At 59.6% G+C, this 17,479-nt stretch carries 14 protein-coding genes and 2 tRNA genes; 7 read left to right on the forward strand and 9 right to left on the reverse strand.

Annotated elements, in window-relative coordinates:
• Window positions 1–155: 155 nt before the first annotated feature.
• A complete protein-coding gene (gene ppsR / locus BM036_RS01910) occupies window positions 156–971 on the forward strand; it encodes a posphoenolpyruvate synthetase regulatory kinase/phosphorylase PpsR (protein WP_091848522.1) in 816 nt (271 codons plus the stop codon).
• Window positions 972–1,060: 89 nt separating this feature from the next.
• Here ppsR and BM036_RS01915 read toward each other — a convergent pair whose 3' ends face one another.
• Window positions 1,061–3,985 carry an insulinase family protein gene (locus BM036_RS01915; RefSeq protein ID WP_091848523.1) on the reverse strand — a complete coding sequence of 975 codons (2,925 nt, stop codon included), beginning with the start codon at window positions 3,983–3,985 and terminating at the stop codon, window positions 1,061–1,063.
• A 255-nt stretch (window positions 3,986–4,240) separates the two neighbouring features.
• Here BM036_RS01915 and BM036_RS01920 point away from each other — a divergent pair, with 255 nt between their 5' ends.
• The 3 genes from BM036_RS01920 (at window position 4,241) to BM036_RS01930 (ending at window position 6,813) form a co-directional block, all read left to right on the forward strand.
• Window positions 4,241–4,714 carry a hypothetical protein gene (locus BM036_RS01920; protein WP_177185963.1) on the forward strand — a complete coding sequence of 158 codons (474 nt, stop codon included), beginning with the start codon at window positions 4,241–4,243 and terminating at the stop codon, window positions 4,712–4,714.
• 102 nt (window positions 4,715–4,816) lie between these two features.
• A complete protein-coding gene (locus BM036_RS01925) occupies window positions 4,817–5,830 on the forward strand; it encodes a response regulator (RefSeq protein WP_091848524.1) in 1,014 nt (337 codons plus the stop codon).
• A gap of 134 nt (window positions 5,831–5,964) precedes the next feature.
• Window positions 5,965–6,813, forward strand: a complete 849-nt coding sequence (locus BM036_RS01930) for a 6-pyruvoyl trahydropterin synthase family protein (RefSeq protein WP_091848525.1) — start codon at window positions 5,965–5,967, stop codon at window positions 6,811–6,813.
• A 607-nt stretch (window positions 6,814–7,420) separates the two neighbouring features.
• Here BM036_RS01930 and BM036_RS01935 read toward each other — a convergent pair.
• The 3 genes from BM036_RS01935 to gltX all read right to left on the reverse strand — a co-directional run bounded on the left by BM036_RS01935 (window position 7,421) and on the right by gltX (window position 9,176).
• Window positions 7,421–7,496: transfer RNA gene (locus tag BM036_RS01935), tRNA-Glu, on the reverse strand.
• 7 nt (window positions 7,497–7,503) lie between these two features.
• A tRNA-Ala gene (locus tag BM036_RS01940) sits at window positions 7,504–7,579 on the reverse strand.
• A gap of 112 nt (window positions 7,580–7,691) precedes the next feature.
• Window positions 7,692–9,176, reverse strand: a complete 1,485-nt coding sequence (gene gltX / locus BM036_RS01945) for a glutamate--tRNA ligase (protein WP_091848526.1) — start codon at window positions 9,174–9,176, stop codon at window positions 7,692–7,694.
• Window positions 9,177–9,352: 176 nt separating this feature from the next.
• On the opposite strand from gltX, the gene BM036_RS01950 reads away from it, so the two are divergent.
• Complete coding sequence (locus BM036_RS01950; RefSeq protein WP_091848527.1) at window positions 9,353–10,351, forward strand: zinc ABC transporter substrate-binding protein; 999 nt, start codon at window positions 9,353–9,355, stop codon at window positions 10,349–10,351.
• Here BM036_RS01950 and BM036_RS01955 read toward each other — a convergent pair.
• From BM036_RS01955 to potA, 5 genes are all read right to left on the reverse strand, one after another.
• On the reverse strand, window positions 10,322–11,245 hold the full coding sequence (locus tag BM036_RS01955) for an AEC family transporter (protein WP_091848528.1): 924 nt from the start codon (window positions 11,243–11,245) through the stop codon (window positions 10,322–10,324). The genes BM036_RS01950 and BM036_RS01955 overlap by 30 nt on opposite strands.
• 107 nt (window positions 11,246–11,352) lie before the next feature.
• On the reverse strand, window positions 11,353–12,399 hold the full coding sequence (locus BM036_RS01960; RefSeq protein WP_091848529.1) for an extracellular solute-binding protein: 1,047 nt from the start codon (window positions 12,397–12,399) through the stop codon (window positions 11,353–11,355).
• Window positions 12,396–13,166: a spermidine/putrescine ABC transporter permease PotC gene (potC, locus tag BM036_RS01965; protein WP_091848530.1), complete on the reverse strand. Its 771-nt coding sequence runs from the start codon at window positions 13,164–13,166 to the stop codon at window positions 12,396–12,398. The genes BM036_RS01960 and potC overlap by 4 nt, the downstream gene beginning before the upstream one ends.
• On the reverse strand, window positions 13,163–14,023 hold the full coding sequence (potB, locus tag BM036_RS01970; RefSeq protein WP_091848531.1) for a spermidine/putrescine ABC transporter permease PotB: 861 nt from the start codon (window positions 14,021–14,023) through the stop codon (window positions 13,163–13,165). Before potB ends, potC begins: the two co-directional genes overlap by 4 nt.
• Window positions 14,016–15,137 carry a spermidine/putrescine ABC transporter ATP-binding protein PotA gene (gene potA, locus BM036_RS01975; protein WP_091848532.1) on the reverse strand — a complete coding sequence of 374 codons (1,122 nt, stop codon included), beginning with the start codon at window positions 15,135–15,137 and terminating at the stop codon, window positions 14,016–14,018. Before potA ends, potB begins: the two co-directional genes overlap by 8 nt.
• Before the next feature lie 220 nt (window positions 15,138–15,357).
• Between potA and dusA the strand changes: the two genes are divergently transcribed.
• A complete protein-coding gene (gene dusA, locus BM036_RS01980; RefSeq protein ID WP_245742401.1) occupies window positions 15,358–16,317 on the forward strand; it encodes a tRNA dihydrouridine(20/20a) synthase DusA in 960 nt (319 codons plus the stop codon).
• 186 nt (window positions 16,318–16,503) lie between these two features.
• Complete coding sequence (gene tal, locus BM036_RS01985; protein ID WP_091848534.1) at window positions 16,504–17,469, forward strand: transaldolase; 966 nt, start codon at window positions 16,504–16,506, stop codon at window positions 17,467–17,469.
• Window positions 17,470–17,479 lie beyond the last annotated feature (10 nt).

The following is a 17,479-nucleotide window of genomic DNA, read 5'->3' on the forward strand; positions in this document are numbered from 1 at the left end:
AGAATAGAGGAGCACTCATCCCCTGTAAATCATGCCCCTGACGGGCGAACAGGGCTCCACGACAGGGCCCCGGGGATGATAAGGTTGCTCCCGACTATCGAATTTGGCGTGTATCATACTGTAACCTGTGAAGATTACCTAGGGAACCTCTGCTCATGAAACGCACAGTCTTCTTCATCTCTGACGGCACGGGCCTTACCGCGGAGGCACTCGGCAACAGTCTGCTGGCCCAGTTCGAGAAAATCGAATTCGAAAGGGTCACGGTTCCCTACGTGGATGACCAGGAGCGCGCTGAGGCCCTGGTCGACCGCATCAACAAGGCCTCAAGGGAAGACGGCATGCGTCCGCTGGTGTTCGATACCATCGTAAAAAAGGATATCCGGGCGATCATCAGTGAGGCCGATGGCTTCATGGTAGACATCTTCGGTACATTCCTGGACCCGCTGGAGCAGGAACTGCAGGCCTCATCGTCGTACACCGTGGGCAAGTCCCACTCGATCAATAACGAGGGCAACTACGAGAAACGGATCCACGCTGTCAACTTCGCCCTGGACAACGACGACGGCGCCCGTACCCGCCACTACGACGAGGCGGACCTGATCCTGGTCGGAGCATCGCGCTCCGGCAAGACACCCACCTGCCTGTACCTGGCACTGCAATATGGGGTAAAAGCCGCCAATTATCCCATCACCGAGGATGACCTGGACGACCAGCAACTGCCGGAGGTACTGCGATCCCACCGGGAAAAGATCTTCGGCCTGACCATCGACCCTGAACGCCTGGCAGTGATTCGCAACGAGCGCCGGCCCAACTCCCGTTACTCGTCCATCAAACAGTGCATGCACGAGGTGGAAGAAATAGAAACCATGTACCGGCGGGAGCGGATTCCCTTCATGAACACTACGGCCTACTCTGTCGAGGAAATCTCCACTCGCATTATGGTATCCACCGGCCTGAAACGACTGCGCTGATAGACCCGTCCAGCAACAAAAAAGGGTAGCGAGACGACCCCGCCACCCTTTTTTGTTGCTGGACACTCCTCCGGACGGGGGCGTCGCAGTTACAGTTCCCGGATGTCCAGGCCGAGCCCTGCCACCGTTTCACGGTTGTCGTGGCTGGTAATAACCGCCGTGCTGGCCTTATCCGGCCGCAGCCAGTCCCGTGCCACCCGCTGCAGATCCTCCACCGTTACCGAGAGCACCCGCTCACGGAACCGGGCCTGCTGCTCCGGCGTACGTCCGAACAGACGACTATGGAACGCGTGACGGGCCTCCCCGGCCGGAGACCGGGGTTTGTCCAGCTGACTGATCACGCCCAGCACAGCCTCTTCAAGGGACTGCCGGTCGTGGGCCTCCGCTCCCAGCCACTTCAGTGAAGCATCGAAATCGTCCAGGGTCTCAACCAGCCGCGGGTCCCGGTAGGAGAAGAAACGGAAGGTCCCGTTGACGTTATCCTGGCCGGCTCCGCCGCCATAGGCGCCGCCCTTTTCACGGATAGCCCGGTGCAGGAAGCCATTGCGCAGGAAGCCACCGAGCACGGTCAGTGCTGCCGCATCCGGATGGTCCGGAGCCACGGTGGGATAGGAACGGGCGCAGAAGTTGACCTGGGTAGAGGTGAGCCACGCCTCGCGGGTGTCATAGCTGACCGGCTCCATCTGCCACTGCTCACCGTTGACTTCAGGAGCCTCGGGCCACAGTCCGGCCACACCCTCGGCCATGGCATCGAGGTGCTCACTTTCCGCCACCAGCAGGAACTGTCGCTTTTGCCTGCGAAACTTCTGATGCAGGCTGGCCAGGTCACTACACAGCTTATCCAGGGCTGTGCTGTCATCCAGGCGGTCGTCCAGTTCCTTGGTGCCCTTGATACCTGCCAGGCCGGCCAGGCGGAACGAAAGCCAGGCGCCGGGGCTATGCCCCTGGGATGCCGCCCCCATGGCCAGGCCATGACCGCTGCCGGTCACGGCCTGCTCCCGGCGGGCACGGATCTGTGCCACCAGCTCACGGATACGCCCTTTTTCATCAAAACGTGCGTTGTCATAGACATCCCGCAAAAGCTCAGAGAGCGCCTTGCGATTACGGGCCAGGGCCTTGCCGCTGAGGATCATATAACCGTTCAGACTTTGCACGTCATCCACGGTGCCCCGGGCGGAGATGCTGGCACCGATCCCGCCACTACAGGCTGAAATCCGGTCCTGCATCCGCAGGTAGTCCAGGTCGCCACAGCCCACTTCCGTCAGAATGGTGGTGTACAGGGGCAGCAAAAGCAGCTCTTCCTGGGACAGCTCCGGCAACTGGAAGATGGCCTGTTCATAGACCAGGCCATTGGTTCCCTGGGCATACAGGGCTGCCGGGAAGGCTTCCAGGTTACGTCCCTCCGGGACATGGATTTTCAGGGGCACATCAGGAAGGTCCACCTTGGGCAGGATGGAGTCATCGTCCCTTTGCAGCTGACGGGCTTCCAGGGCCTGGGCCCGGGTCACGATCTGCTGCTTCTCATCATCCGACAGCTGGGCCTTGCGGGCCTCCAGGGCCTGGCGTACGGCCTGCTGACGGCGACCTTCCAGCTGGTCGTCCGGGCGCAGGGTCAACGTTACCCGATGGGGATTGTCGATCAGCAGGCGACGAATCAGTCCCGGCACATAGTCCGGATCACTGATCTTGTCGCGCATGGCTTCCAGTACCGGCTCCAGGTCCAGTAGCTCCACCGGGTCGCCGCCATGAACCATGGGAGAAATTGCGGTCATGATCAGCTGAAGGCCATAGGGGAAGCTGTCACCGGCAATTTCCCGCTGATGCAGCTCCAGCTGGTGAAGAATGGCTTCCAGGCGTTCACGGGGAACGCCTTCCGAGGCAACTTTTTCCAGGACGCCTTCCACCAGGGCTTCCAGGTCTTCCCGGCGCTCCGGCTCAGAGCCCTCCACGCCACAGACAAACGTCATTTCCCGGTTGGAATCTTCCAGCCCGCACATGGGCGATGGCGCCGCGGCAATGTCTGTGGTTTCCAGGGCGTGCAACAGGGGTGAGGCGCTGTTTTCCAGCAATACACTGGCCACCAGCTGGGCCTCCAGGTTTTGCTGCAGGTCGAAGCTGTGCCCCAGCAGCCAGCCCATTACCAGATGGGTCTTGCGTTCCACTGACTCACCAGCGCTGACGGCATAGCCCTGCTCCACCCTCAATGGCGAGAACAGTCGTTTCTCGTCCCGTACCGGAAGGTCCACTTCCAGGGCATCGAACCGGGCGAGGGCCAGCTCCTCGAATCGCTCATGGTGCTCACGGGCCGGAATGTCGCCGTATGTGCAGAAAATCGCATTACTGGGATGGTAGTGATGACGATAGAAGGCCACCAGGTCGTCGTAGCTCAGGTCGACAATATGGTCCGGCTCACCACCACTGTTGTAGTGGTAGGTGGTGGTGGGGAACAGGTGGCTGGACAGGTTCTGCCACAACTGGGACGTGGGTGCACTCATGGCACCCTTCATCTCGTTGTACACGACCCCACGGTAAACCAGGGGCGTGGTGGGATCATCCGGTGTCTCGAATTCAAGGCGGTGACCTTCCTGGGCAAAATCCAGCGGATCCAGTTTGGAAAAGAACACCGAGTCCAGGTATACCGACAGCAGATTGTCGAAATCCTTGCGGTTCTTGCTGGCAAAGGGATAGGCCGTCCAGTCACTGCTGGTGAAGGCGTTCATAAAGGTATTGAGTGAACGCCGGATCATCATGAAGAACGGATCCCGCACGGGGTAACGCTCGCTCCCACAGAGCGCCGTGTGTTCCAGGATATGGGCAACACCGGTGGAGTCCATTGGGAAGGTACGCAGGGCTACGAAAAATACATTCTCGTCATTATCTGCAGCCATATGCAGGTGCCGCGCGCCGGTCTTGCGGTGCACATACTCCTCCATGGTGAGGTTCAGGGCTGCAATGGGATGACTGCGAACGCGCTCGAACGCCGGGTGTACAATGGACTCATTGGTTACGGTCATGCATTCGTCCTGTCTGGCAAAATAGTGTTATGTAGCTTATCACGGTATCCTCGACACGCCGGTGGATGTCACCGGGAGGACTACCTCCAGTTGTGACCGGGAGCGAACTTCCCCGATAATAGTTCACCTATGATGGCGACGAGGCGGAGCTTTTGAAACCCCGCCCCCTGAACGAATATCGCAAAATGCCTGATGCCGCCACTGCCTGGTTTGCGGTATCCGCCGGAGAACCAGAGACCAAGGTAAGCCATGATCATGACCGACACATCTACCGAGCGCAGCCACCGCTCCACCAGCCCCAGGATGCCGGACGCCAGCGCCTACCACAGTGAACGGCGCCGCTACCTCGCCCGGGCCCGCCGCAACCCAGGCCTGCGCCAGCGGTATCTGCGCAACCTGGCTGGTTATCTGTTGCTGCGGGGCGCCTGGTCGTTCGGTTTCTTTCCGATCATCCTGGCCTTCTGGGTCCCCCTGGTTCTGGCCGAATTCAACCCTGTAGTGATGGTGCAGTCACTGCTGCCCCACCTGGACGCCTTCGTGTCCGCAAACCCGGAAGTCCAGGCCCGTTCGATCAGTACGGTTCTCGCAGGCTGGGCGTCGATCGGTTTGTTCTTCTTCCTGTTCGACGTAGTGATCAATCCGTTTCGCTCGCCGTTCCAGAAAGAGGCCGACGTTCACATGCGGGCCTGGTCACAGAGCCAGGGGCTGGTGCCACCAGACGAAGTGTGAACAGGGTTTGATTCGGCAACAATAGCCAAGTCTTTTTGTAAACTTTTGTATCTGTATCAGGATACACTCCCAAGAAGTTAGCGGACTGGGGAGAGTATCCGGATGGAGATCAAGAACGCCTTGCTGGTGGACGATTCAAAAGTGGCCCGCTTTACCCTCAGCAAGCTACTCAAGGGCAGCAATATGGAGGTCAGCACTGCCAACTCCGCCGAGGAGGCGCTGGACCTGCTGAGTAACAGTGATCACCCCGACGTAATCTTTATCGACCATCTGATGCCGGGCATGAACGGCGTCGAGGCCGCCCGCGCCATCCGCAACAATCCCGCCACCGCCCACATACCCATCGTGATGTGTACCTCCGGTAAATCCGCCGAGTTCGAGCAAACCGCCCGTGCCATGGGCGTGGACGTCATCCTGCCCAAGCCACCTGAGCGGGATGGGGTCACTCGGGTACTCGACAAACTCCGGGCCATGCCCGAGGCCCAGCCGGTAACGGTCAGCGAGGAAAGCCAGGTACCCCCGGCCAACGACCCGGACATCCCCCTGCTGACCGAAGACCAGATCGCCATGGCGGCCCGGGCCGAAGTCCAGTCCCAGATCAGTGAACAGCTCCACGAACGCCTGACCCAACTCTTTGATGAGCAAGTGGGCTACCTCCGCCAGGGCATGGACGAGCACAACAGCCTGAATACAACCCTGATCAACGAAAAACTGGCGGCCCTGGAAGCCATCCTGGACGTCCACCAGAAAGCCGTGGCAAAGACGGTGACCCGGGAGGTCAACGAGTTACTGAAAAAGCTGCTCGACCAACACCAGCGGGACACCGTCAAGGCCATCGAAACACTGGTTGCCGACAGGAACACCCACCTGCGCGAAGAACTGGACCGGCAGCGTGACCAGGACCAGGAATTCTGGAAGTCATTGCAGACCGACACCCTTCAACAGGCTACGGAAGCCGCCCGCCATCAGGCGGAGCAAGTGGCTCGACACCTGGACGAGCTGGCCGCTGACCGTCGCCACAAGTCTGCCCGCAACGTTTATCTCGGCATCCTGCTGGTGAGTCTCGGTGTCGTCGGTCTGAGCCTTGCCTGGATGAACGGCTTGCTGCCGATATAATCAGCCCGGGGCCTGCATACTTCGGAATTTGCTACCCGGGAAGGCCGCCTTCACATTCACCCACCGGTACGGAACTTTGATAGAATGCGACCAGTTCTCAACCCACGGTCGCAGTCTTCCTGCCGGATGCCTTCATGAATCACCTGTTTATCGACAACCTCACCGTTATCGACTTTGCCTACCTGGACCACCACCGCGGCCTGGTCGGCGAGAGCTGGATTGCCGACATCGTGCTGGGCGGCGAGCTGGATGAGCAGGGCATGGTATTCGATTTTGGCAACGTGAAGCGCACCATCAAACGGGTGATCGACGAACGGGTAGACCATCGGCTGGTGGTACCGGCCGGCGCAAATTGCCTTGCACGGAGCGACAGCCCCGGACATCTCACCTGGACCCTGGCAGACGGCAGCCAGATCCGCCACGAGGGGCCGGAACAGTCCGTAGTATTCCTGGACCACACGGAAGTCGTGCCATCCGCTGTAGCGCGCCTGTTGGAGCAGGAACTGAAGGCTGTGCTGCCGGCGAATGTGACGGATGTAGAGGTCACCCTGCGGGAGGAACTGATTGAGGGCGCCTATTACCATTACGTCCATGGCCTGAAGAAGCACCTTGGCAACTGCCAACGCATCGCTCATGGCCACCGGTCGCCGATCCGCATTGATATCAACGGACGGCGGGACGCGGAGCTGGAGAAGCACTGGGCTCGGCAGTGGCAGGATATCTACATCGGCACCCGAGAAGACCTGAGCCAGAGCTGGACGGATGGGGATGGCACCGAGTATGTGAGTTTCCATTACGACGCCGAGCAGGGTGAGTTCCGGCTGACCTTGCCCCGTCAGCGGGTGTGGTTCCTGGAAACCGATACCACCGTTGAGTTAATTGCCGCTTACCTGGCTGACCAGATCAAGGCTTCACACCCCGGCGATGAGGTTCGTGTTCGGGCTTTTGAGGGGGTTGGGAAAGGTGCTATTGCTGTTCGCTGAGTTGGTAGTTGCCACTCTGACTGTGGAGGCGGCCTGTTGATTTGATTTAGGAGCCTGCTGTATCCGGGTGGTCGAGCTGAGGCGGTAAGACTTTTCTGGACACGCCTCGCAAGTACGTCCCTGTAGGGCTCCGTCGCGCCATCCCTGGCGCTCCAGGGTCCAGAAAAGTCTTCCCACCCCATCTCTTACGAAGCTTTTTGATATCTCTACGATAAACCGACACAACCACTTCTAGAACTCTGCCTACTGGCAATCTGCGCAAGGTAAAGACTGTTTATGTCTAGTTCCAGAACTAACACTGCGCCCAATATTTTTGCGAAGCTCAGGTGCCAACAACACGTGTCGGCGATATCGAGCAGGTAAATAGGGAGTGGGGTTGGGGACATCTTTCAGGACCCTGGAGCGCCAGGGATGGCGCGACGGAGCCCTCCAGGGATGGATTCACGGGGCGTGTCCTGAAAGATGTCACCGGCCCCGGTCCCCGGCACCTAAACCAGAACCCCAACCCTGCAGCCGGAAAACCGAGCCCCAAAAAGCAGACACAAAAAAACCGCCCGAAGGCGGTTTTTTTGCTGATAACCCGGTGGACTAAACCGTGTTACCAAATTGGCGTCCCCTAGGGGGTTCGAACCCCTGTTGCCGCCGTGAAAGGGCGGAGTCCTAGGCCACTAGACGAAGGGGACTAGAAATTGGTGGAGCCAAGCGGGATCGAACCGCTGACCTCAACACTGCCAGTGTTGCGCTCTCCCAGCTGAGCTATGGCCCCTCAACGGCTGCGTATATTAAGGATCCGCCCGGGGGGCGTCAACACTTAAAACGCATTTTTTTCAGTTTTCTGGACATCCCTGTCCAGACCGTTCAAAACACCACCAGATCGCTCATTCTGCGATCAGTGCAGCGTACTCCTTCTCCACCCGCTTGGTTTCCTTCTTGGAAAAACCGCCCAGAACAGTCAGCGCATGGCGCAAACGGGCACGGGTCATGTCCGGACCCAGCAGCGCCATGGAGTCCATGACCGACCAGGAATTGGGCGTACCGGCAATCGCAACGAAGATGGCGAACATGAAGTCGCCCATCTTCAGCTCCATAGCCTTGGCCAGACCCTTGATGTCCGCGAAGATATTTTCCTTGCTCCAGTGACGCTGGGCTTCCAGCTTCCACAGGGCAAACTGCAGCACCCGCTTCACCTGGCCTTCGTCCAGCTTGTTGTGGGCAAAGTCCTCCGGAGTCAGTTCCAGCATGCCGGAGAACATGAAAGAAGCCATGGGCGCCACATCAGAGAACACCTCCGCCCTGCCCTTTACATGAGGCACCAGGGCGCGCAGGGCATCTTCGTTGAACCACCACTGGTGCAGGCGCTCCACGAACTGGTCGTCGGAAACGTCCTCCCGCAACCACAGGCCGTTCAGCCAACGCAGCTTCTCCACATCAAACACCGGACCGCCGAGGGACACCCGGTTGATATCGAAGTGCGCGATCATCTCGTCCAGGGTGAACTTTTCACGCTCATCCGGCATGGACCAGCCCATTCGACCCAGGTAGTTGGTCACCGCCTCCGGCAGGAAGCCCATACGCTCGTAGAAGTTGATCGAGGTGGGATTCTTGCGCTTGGACAGCTTGCTCTTGTCCGGATTACGCAGCAGTGGCAGGTGACACAGCACCGGCATATCCCAGCCAAAATACTCATACAGCAGCTGGTGTTTGGGCGCAGAGTTGATCCACTCCTCACCCCGCAGCACGTGGGTAATCCCCATCAGATGGTCATCCACCACGTTGGCCAGATGGTAGGTGGGCATGCCGTCTGACTTGAGCAGGATCTGGCAGTCCACCTGGGACCAGTCAATCTCGATCACGCCACGAAGCATATCGTCAATCTTGCAGACGCCTTCATCCGGCACCTTCATACGAATCACATAGGGCTCGCCTGCATCCAGACGACTCTGCACTTCGTCTGCCGGCAATTCCAGGTCGCCCTTGATACCCGGGTTTTCGCCCCGGGCCTTGCGCGCTTCACGGATGGCGTCGAGTTCTTCCGGGGTGCGGAAGCAGTAGAACGCATGGCCCTTCTCAACCAGTTCCATGGCGTACTGGCGATAGGAATCCTTGCGCTCGGACTGGCGATAGGGGCCATTGGGGCCTCCCACATCGGGACCTTCGTCCCATTCCAGACCGAGCCAGCGCAGTGCCCGGAGAATGTCCTGTTCCGACTCGGCGGTGCTGCGGGCCTGGTCGGTGTCCTCGATGCGGAGGATAAACTGGCCACCGTGCTGGCGCGCAAAGCAGAGGTTGAACAGGGCGACAAACGCTGTGCCCACATGGGGGTCACCGGTGGGCGACGGGGCAATTCGGGTACGTACAGTCATTAAAGGATCCAGCCTGACGCAGTGAATGAATGAAAAGGCGCCATTATACCGAGCCACGACGGAAATCCCATGAATGCTGAGGACGTTATGAGTTCATACGCATATGGAACTTCCCACTCCACCCCTAATGTAATATTATAACATTTCCATTAAGACGATCAGGGCAAGTCTCCATCATGAAACAGATCTCCCGTTTACTACCGATAGTCGGCCTGTCGGCGGCTCTGACCCTCGGGGCAGTTACTGCCCATGCCAATGATGAAAAGCCGAAGATAGTGGCCTCCCTCTCCCCGATCGAGCTACTGGTCAGGGCCGTGGCGGGCGATCAGGTGACTGTTTCCACGCTGGTGCCCGCCGGTGCCAGCCCACACACCTACCAGCTACGTCCCTCCGAGCGCCGCCAACTGGCCGCCGCAGACCGGATTTTCTGGGTTGGCCCGGGCATGGAGAGCTTCCTTGAACGCTTGCTGACGGGGCCGGATTTTCGCGACCAGAGTGTGGCCCTGGCCCAGGGAGCCGACTCACCAGGCGATGACGCCCAAGGGCATCACGACCAGGATGGTCAGGGCGACCATACTGAAGCGGAGCATGGGCAAGAGCACGACAGCGCCGACGCTCATGATCACGGTCATGGTCACGACCACGGCGACGGCGAAGACCCTCATATCTGGCTGGACCCGACCCTGGCACTGGACATGGCAGGAAAGGTCGCCCACAGCATCGAAGACCTTGAGGGCATCGATGCTGAGCAGGTCGACAGGAACCTGGCGAACTTCAAAGTGGCGCTGAAAGAACGTGAGGCCGCTATCCGTGTACAACTGCAGCCGGCGAAGGACCTGGACCTGTTCACCTACCATGATGCCTTCCGTCGCTTCGCTGAGCACTACGGGCTGACCATCGCCGGCGTACTGACCCTCAGTCCCGAGCGTAGCCCGGGTGCCCGTCACCTGGCAGAGGTGCAGCAACGGTTGCAGCAGGCGGACCAGCCCTGTCTGCTGACGGAACCCCAGTTCAACCGGCAATGGTGGGAGTCGTTGATGACCGATGTGGAGATACCGATCAGCACCTGGGATCCCCTGGCCGGTGATATCGAGCCTACCGCCACAGGTTACCTGGAATTCCAGCAGAGCCTTGCGGATGCCGTTCTACGCTGCCTGCCAGAGAACGCCGAGTAACAGCGGCAGGGTAACCATGCCCAACAAGGTCTGCCCGCTGATGATAGCGGCCATCAGGGGGGCGTCGCCCCCCAGTTGGCGAGCCAGGATGTAGGATGAGGTGGCGGTGGGCAATGCCGCCAGCAGGATGGCGACCTGCACCAGGGTGCCGCTCATACCCAGCAGCATGGCCAGGCCCAGGGTGAGTACCGGGAAGATCACCAGCTTGGCGAAAGATGACACCAGGAAAGGTGCCGAGGCATTACGCAGGGCTTTCAGTTGCAACCCGGCACCCACGCACATCAGACCCATGGGCAGTGCCAGGTCGCTCAGCGGAGCCAGGATACCGGCCACCACCGGATGAAAGCCGATACGGAAGAAACTCCAGATCACGCCAATCACCGACCCAATAATCAGCGGGTTGGTGACGATGGCCTTGATTACTGGTGCCAGGCGCAACTTTCCCTGCCGACAGGTCACCGAGAACATCAGGATGCACAGCAGGTTCAGCAGTGGCACCTTCACCGCCACGGCCACCGCGATCAGTGAGATCCCCTCGTCCCCCAGCAACATACCTGCCGCCGCCAGCCCCACATAGGAATTGAAGCGGATACCACCCTGGAACACGGAAGAATAGACAGGCCCCGGCCAGCGCCAGATCAGCTGGATCAACACGAGAATCAGCGTCATGGCCACCAGCATGGCGACGATCAGTAACAGGATGTCGCCGTAGGCGGACGCGGGGAGGCGTGCCTGTCCCAGCTTGTAGATCAGCATGGCCGGAAACAGGGCGTAGTAGGTGAAGCGTTCAGCCTGGATCCAGAAACCCTCGCCGGGGAACTGCCAGCGCCGGAACAGGTGCCCGATCACGATCAGCACAAACACCGGTATCAGGGCCTGAACCACAACTGACATATCTGTCCCTCAAGGCTGAAAAGCTGAGGATACTATCATTATTGCTCCCCGGGGTCTGCCCGGTGAGCACTGGGGCCGGGCCTTGCACCCTGCCCCGATGCCGGATCCTATCGACCGGTTTTCAGCTGTTCCCAGTAACGATTATAGATCTGCATGGCCTCATCCCCCACGTCCTCCTGGAACTCGGCGTTTTCCATATCTTCCGCGGTGGGATAGCTGGTGCGATTGCTGGCAACTTCCTCCGGCAGCAGGTCACGGGCAGCCAGGTTTGGTGTGGCGTAGCCGATGTCCTCGCTGATCAGCGCAGAGATCTCCGGCTGCAATACGAAGCTGATGAACTTGTGGGCAGCTTCCGGATTGGCGGCATTTTTGGGGATCACGAAACTGTCGAGCCACACGATGACACCTTCCTCAGGATAGATGTACTCCAGTGAAGGCATATCTTCCTTGCCCATAAAGGCTTCGCCGTTCCAGATCATGCCGATGTCGGTCTCGCCTTCGAGATACGGCATACGGGGCGCGTCAGAGTTGAACGTGCGAACGGACGGCATCAGCTCGGTGAGCTTCTGATAGGCTTCCTCGATTTCTTCCGGATCGGTGCTGTTACCGGAGTAACCCAGTACGCGCAGGCCGACATGGAACACTTCCCGCATGTCGTTCGTCAGCATCACCTGGCCTTCATACTGCTGGTCCCACAGGTCGGCCCAGCCGGTTACTTCGCCCTCTTCCACCGCATCACTGTCGATGGCCAGGCCGGTGGTGCCCCAGAGGTAAGGCACGGAATAGGCGTTGTCCTTGTCGAAGCTCTGGTCCACCAGCTCCGGATCCAGGTTATCGAAACCTTCGATCTGGCTGTGGTCGATTTCCATCAGCAGGTCTTCCTTGCGCATCTTGTTCACATAGTAAGTGGACGGCACGGCAAGGTCATACTGGCTGCTGTCATCCAGCAGCTTCAGGCGGGCATACATGGCCTCGTTACTGTCATAGGTGGTGTAGACCACCTGTATGCCTATTTCTTCCTCGAACCGGTCCAGAACTTCCTGCGGCATGTACTCTGACCAGTTGTACAGGTTCAGCACTTGCGCCTCTTCCTGCTGGTCGCTGCAGCCTGCCAGGGTGACCGCTGCCAGACCGGCAATGGCAAGTTTCTTCATTGTTTACTCCTCATCAGAATCCATTGGGACAACACAAGCATCAGCAGTGAAAACACCAGCAACAGCGTACCCAGTGCATTCACTTCGGGTTTCAGGCCGACTCGCACCATAGAGTAGATGCGTAGCGGCAGGATTTCATATCCGGGGCCACTAACAAAGGTGCTCACCACCACATCGTCCAGGCTGAGGGTAAAGCCCAGCAGCCAGCCCGCCAGCAGCGCCGGCATGATCACCGGCAGCAGCACAGTGCGGGTCATGGTGAAATCCGAGGCACCCAGGTCCCTGGCCGCTTCCGGCAAGCTTTCGTCAAAGCCGCTGAGACGGGCCATCACAGTAATCACCACAAAGGGCAGGCAGAAGGTGACGTGCGCCAGTAACAGGGAGAAGTAACCCAGTTGCACCCCCACCAGCAGGAACAGCGACAGCAGGGATATGGCCAGCACAATCTCCGGCGACATCATCACCACGAACAGCATACCCCGAAGGGCCTTCTTGCCCCGGAACCGATAACGGTGCAGTGCCAGCGCCGTCAGAGCACCGATCAGGGTCGACAGGGTGGCCGCCGATACCGCGAGCCACAGGGAATTCCACAAGGCCTGCATCATGGCGTCATTGCTGAACAGTGACTCGTACCAGCGCCAGGTGAAGCCACCCCAGCGGTAGCCGGTGCGACCATCATTGAAGGAAAACACCACCAGCACACCGATGGGGATATAAAGGGCCAGGTACACCAGCACCAGGTAGGCCCTTGGCAACCAGCGAGTCATACCTCGGCCTCCTCACCCAGGCGCCGCTGACTGAGACGGTGTGTAAACAGCAGCAGGGCCATGGCCAGGGTAAGCATGATGGCAGCGGCGGCACCGAACGGCCAGTCACGGGCATCCAGGAACTGGTTCTTGATCACATTGCCCACCAGCAGGTTACGGGAACCACCCAGGATGTCCGGGACAAAGAAGAGCCCCATAGCCGGCAAAAGCACCAGCATCACACCGGCCAGGACGCCGGGCAGGGTCAGGGGCACCACCACATGGATAAAGGTGCTGAAACGCCCGGCCCCCAAGTCGTGGGAGGCCATCAGCAACTCCCGTCGCAGGTCATCAAAGACCGAGTACAGGGGCAGTATCATGAACGGCAACAGCAAATAGACCAGGCCGACGATAACGGCGCCTTCGGTATACAGCATGCGCAGCGGCACATCGATAAGCCCCATCTCCATCAAGCCGGTATTGATCAGTCCATTAGTGGCCATCAGTAGTTTCAGTGCGTAGGTACGCACCAGGGAGTTGGTCCAGAAGGGCACGATCAGCAGGAAGATCAGCAGCAGCTGGCGCTCCTTTGCAACCCGGGACAGGGCCCAGGCGAAGGGGTAACCAATGACCAGGCAAACCAGGGTCGTTACCGAGCCCATGTACAGGGAGTGGAGGAAGACCTCGAGGTACAGCGGGTCAAGCAGACTGCGATAATTCTCCAGCGTCACTGGTAACGACAGGAAGGTCCCCGGGTCACGGGTCAGGAAACTGGCACCGATCACCAGCAGATTGGGCGCCAACACCAGTGCCAGCAGCCAAGTCCAGACCAGCACCAGCACACCGGTCCGGAAGGGTTGCCGCAACCCCCTAAGCATTCGCTGCCTGGTCCTCGGGAGCGTGCACTTCTTCCTGGGGCAGCAGCCACTCCCAGCCCTCGACCCAACTGACCCGAACCGGCTCACCCAGGCGGTAGTCAAAGGCGGGGTCGTCCTCGTCGAAGAACTCACTGGCAAGCACCTCGGTGCCATCGTCGAGGTGAATCACCGAGTCCAGGGTACTGCCTTTATAGTTGCGCTCCACGACCTTGCCGGCAAAGCCGTGGTCTGCGTCCGGCTCCAGCACCCGGATATCCTCTGGTCGCAGCAGGACATGCACCCCCTGACCTTCGGAAACCGGGAACCGTGGTCGCCTCATGGTGCGCCGGTAGCCGGAGACATTCACCGTTATGCGCTGCTCATCCACCTGTTCCAGGACACCCGGGAAAAGATTGGTTTCTCCAACAAAGCGGGCGGTGAAAAGGTTGGCAGGGCGCTCGTAGATTTCACGCGGCGTCCCCTTCTGCTGCACCTTGCCCGATTGCAGCACCACAACCCGGTCTGACATGGACAGGGCTTCTTCCTGGTCGTGGGTGACGAAGACGAAGGTAATGCCCAGCTCCCGCTGCAGCCGTTTGAGTTCAATCTGCATGGTCCGGCGCAGCTTGTAATCCAGCGCTGAAAGCGGCTCATCCAGCAGCAGGAGTTTCGGGCGCTTGACCACAGCCCGGGCGATGGCCACCCGCTGTTGCTGGCCGCCCGAAAGCTGGTGGGGCTTGCGCCGGGCAAAGTCACCCAGTTGCACCATGGCGAGGGCATCCTCCACCCGCTGGCGAATCTCGTCCCTTGGCCGTTTTTCCATCTTCAGGCCATAGGCGACGTTGTCATACACCGTCATATGAGGGAACAGCGCATAGTGCTGGAAAACGGTGTTCAGAGGTCGCTGCTCCGGCGGCAAGGCAGTGATATCTGTGCCGTTGAGCTCAATGGTGCCACTGTCGGGTATTTCAAAACCAGCCAGCAACCGCAACAGGGTGGTTTTACCGCACCCTGAGGGCCCCAGCAGTGTGATGAACTCGCCATCCGCGATATCCAGGTCGAGGGAGTCCAGCACCGTTTTGCCGGAGAACTGTTTGCCCAGATTTCGGAGAGAAAGCAGCGTCTTCTGTGTCATCAGCAGCGCCCCTGAAATGAGCGGGCTATTTTTTCAGAAAATGCCCCCCCGGGCAAAGGCTACAGGCGATTTTTCACGGGTTTCTGCTACATCGCCGATGGTACGTTCAGGTACAATGCCTGCCAGATTCACTGCTGTATCAGGCCATACGTTCATGTCTATGCCAGAGACACATATAAAGTCCCCTGCTCCTTTGTCCCGCCGCTTCTGTGTGGCACCCATGATGGACTGGACTACCCGCCACTATCGTTACCTGGCCAGAATCCTGAGCCGACGGGCACTGTTGTATACCGAGATGGTCACCACCGGCGCCCTGATCCATGGCGATACCGCCCGTTTTCTGCAGCATGACCCGCTGGAGTATCCCCTTGCCCTGCAACTGGGCGGCAGTGACCCGGACGAACTGGCCCGATGCGCAGCCCTGGCGGAAGAGTATGGCTTCAACGAGGTCAACCTGAACGTCGGCTGCCCCAGTGACCGGGTACAGAACAACATGATCGGCGCCTGCCTGATGGGCCACCCGGAAAAGGTCGCCGACGGAGTGCGATCCATGATCGCCGCCACCTCCCTGCCGGTCACCGTCAAACACCGGATCGGTATCGACGGACGGGAGTCCTGGGAAGATCTCTGCCACTTCATGGAAACCGTGGCGGCGGCCGGCTGCCGGACCTTTATTGTCCATGCCCGCATTGCCGTGCTGGAAGGCTTGAGCCCCAAGGAGAACCGGGATATCCCGCCGCTCAAGTACCCGTGGGTGTATGACCTCAAGGCTCGCTACCCGGAGCTGGAAATCATCATAAACGGGGGAATCAAGACCTTCGAGGAGTGTCACCAGCACCTTGAACACACTGACGGGGTCATGCTCGGCCGGGAGGCCTACCACAACCCCTGGCTGCTTGCCGGTGTTGACCCTGAATTGTTCGGCGAAGAGCCCTCCGTGTCCAGTCGCCACGACGCCCTCAGGGCCATGTTGCCGTTTATTGAGGCAGAACTGGAACGAGGCGTATACCTCAGTCACATCACCCGCCATATCATGGGCCTGTTCCATGGCCAGCCCGGGGGGCGCCAGTTCCGCCGACATATCAGCGAGAACGCCCATCGTCCGGGCAGCGGCATAGAGGTGGTACTTGATGCGTTGGCCAAAGTTCGGGAGCCTCTCCCTCAACCAGACCCTGCATAGCTTCTGCATGACCAGCCGATAAGCCTTTGCTGTCTTGTTCCCGCCACGCCAGCCGGTTATCGTAACGATATGACGACAGCCTTCCAGCAGATTCCGGCCCTTCCCGGTTTTTGCCGAAGGCCCCACGCGCTTTGCCGCAACAGGAAGCATGCCTGACGACAATAGGGACACGAGGAACAATCATCGATGATCAGCAAGCTTGAACAACTCAAAGCCATGACCACCGTGGTCGCCGACACCGGTGACCTGGAAGCCATCGCCGAGTGGCGGCCACAGGATGCCACCACCAATCCATCGCTGTTGCTCAAGGCCGCAGGCTCAGACGCCTACCGTCCCATGCTGGACCAGGCGGTTGCTTTCGCAGCCCGCCAGGGCGGCTCCGACCAGGAACAGCTGAGCTGGGCTACCGATACCCTGGCGGTACTGGCCGGCAAGCAGATACTGGACCTGATTCCCGGCGTGGTATCCACCGAGGTGGATGCCCGCCTGTCCTTTGATACCCGGGCCACCATCGACAAGGCCCGGCGCCTGGTCGAGCTGTACGACAGTCAGGGTGTGGATACCAGCCGTATACTGATCAAGATTGCTTCCACCTGGGAGGGCATCCGTGCAGCGGAGCAGCTGCAAAAGGAAGGCATCCACTGCAACCTGACCCTGCTGTTCTCCTTTGTCCAGGCGGCAGCCTGCGCCGACGCCGGGGCTTACCTGATCTCACCATTTGTGGGCCGCATCCTGGACTGGCACCTGGCCCACTGCGACCGGGATGCCTTCGCCCCGGAAGAAGATCCCGGTGTGCTGTCGGTAAGCCGTATCTATAATTACTACAAGGCCAATAGCTACGACACCGTGGTCATGGGAGCCAGCTTCCGCAATACCGGTGAGATCGAGCAATTGGCCGGCTGTGACCGGCTGACCATCAGCCCGGCCCTGCTGAAGGCACTCAAGGAGGATACCGGGGAGCTGCCCCGCCAACTGTCACCAGACAATGCCCACAGTGCGGACCGGCCCATGGCTATCGACGAACACCTGTTCCGCTGGGAATCCAACGAAGACGCCATGGCGACCGAGAAACTGGCCGAGGGCATTCGTCGCTTTGCCGCTGACCAGGTGGAACTGGAACAAAGGGTCAGCCAGCTCGCCCGGGCTGCCTGACCGGAGGACA

It is taken from the genome of Marinobacter segnicrescens (assembly GCF_900111555.1).
GTDB classification, from domain to species: domain Bacteria; phylum Pseudomonadota; class Gammaproteobacteria; order Pseudomonadales; family Oleiphilaceae; genus Marinobacter; species Marinobacter segnicrescens.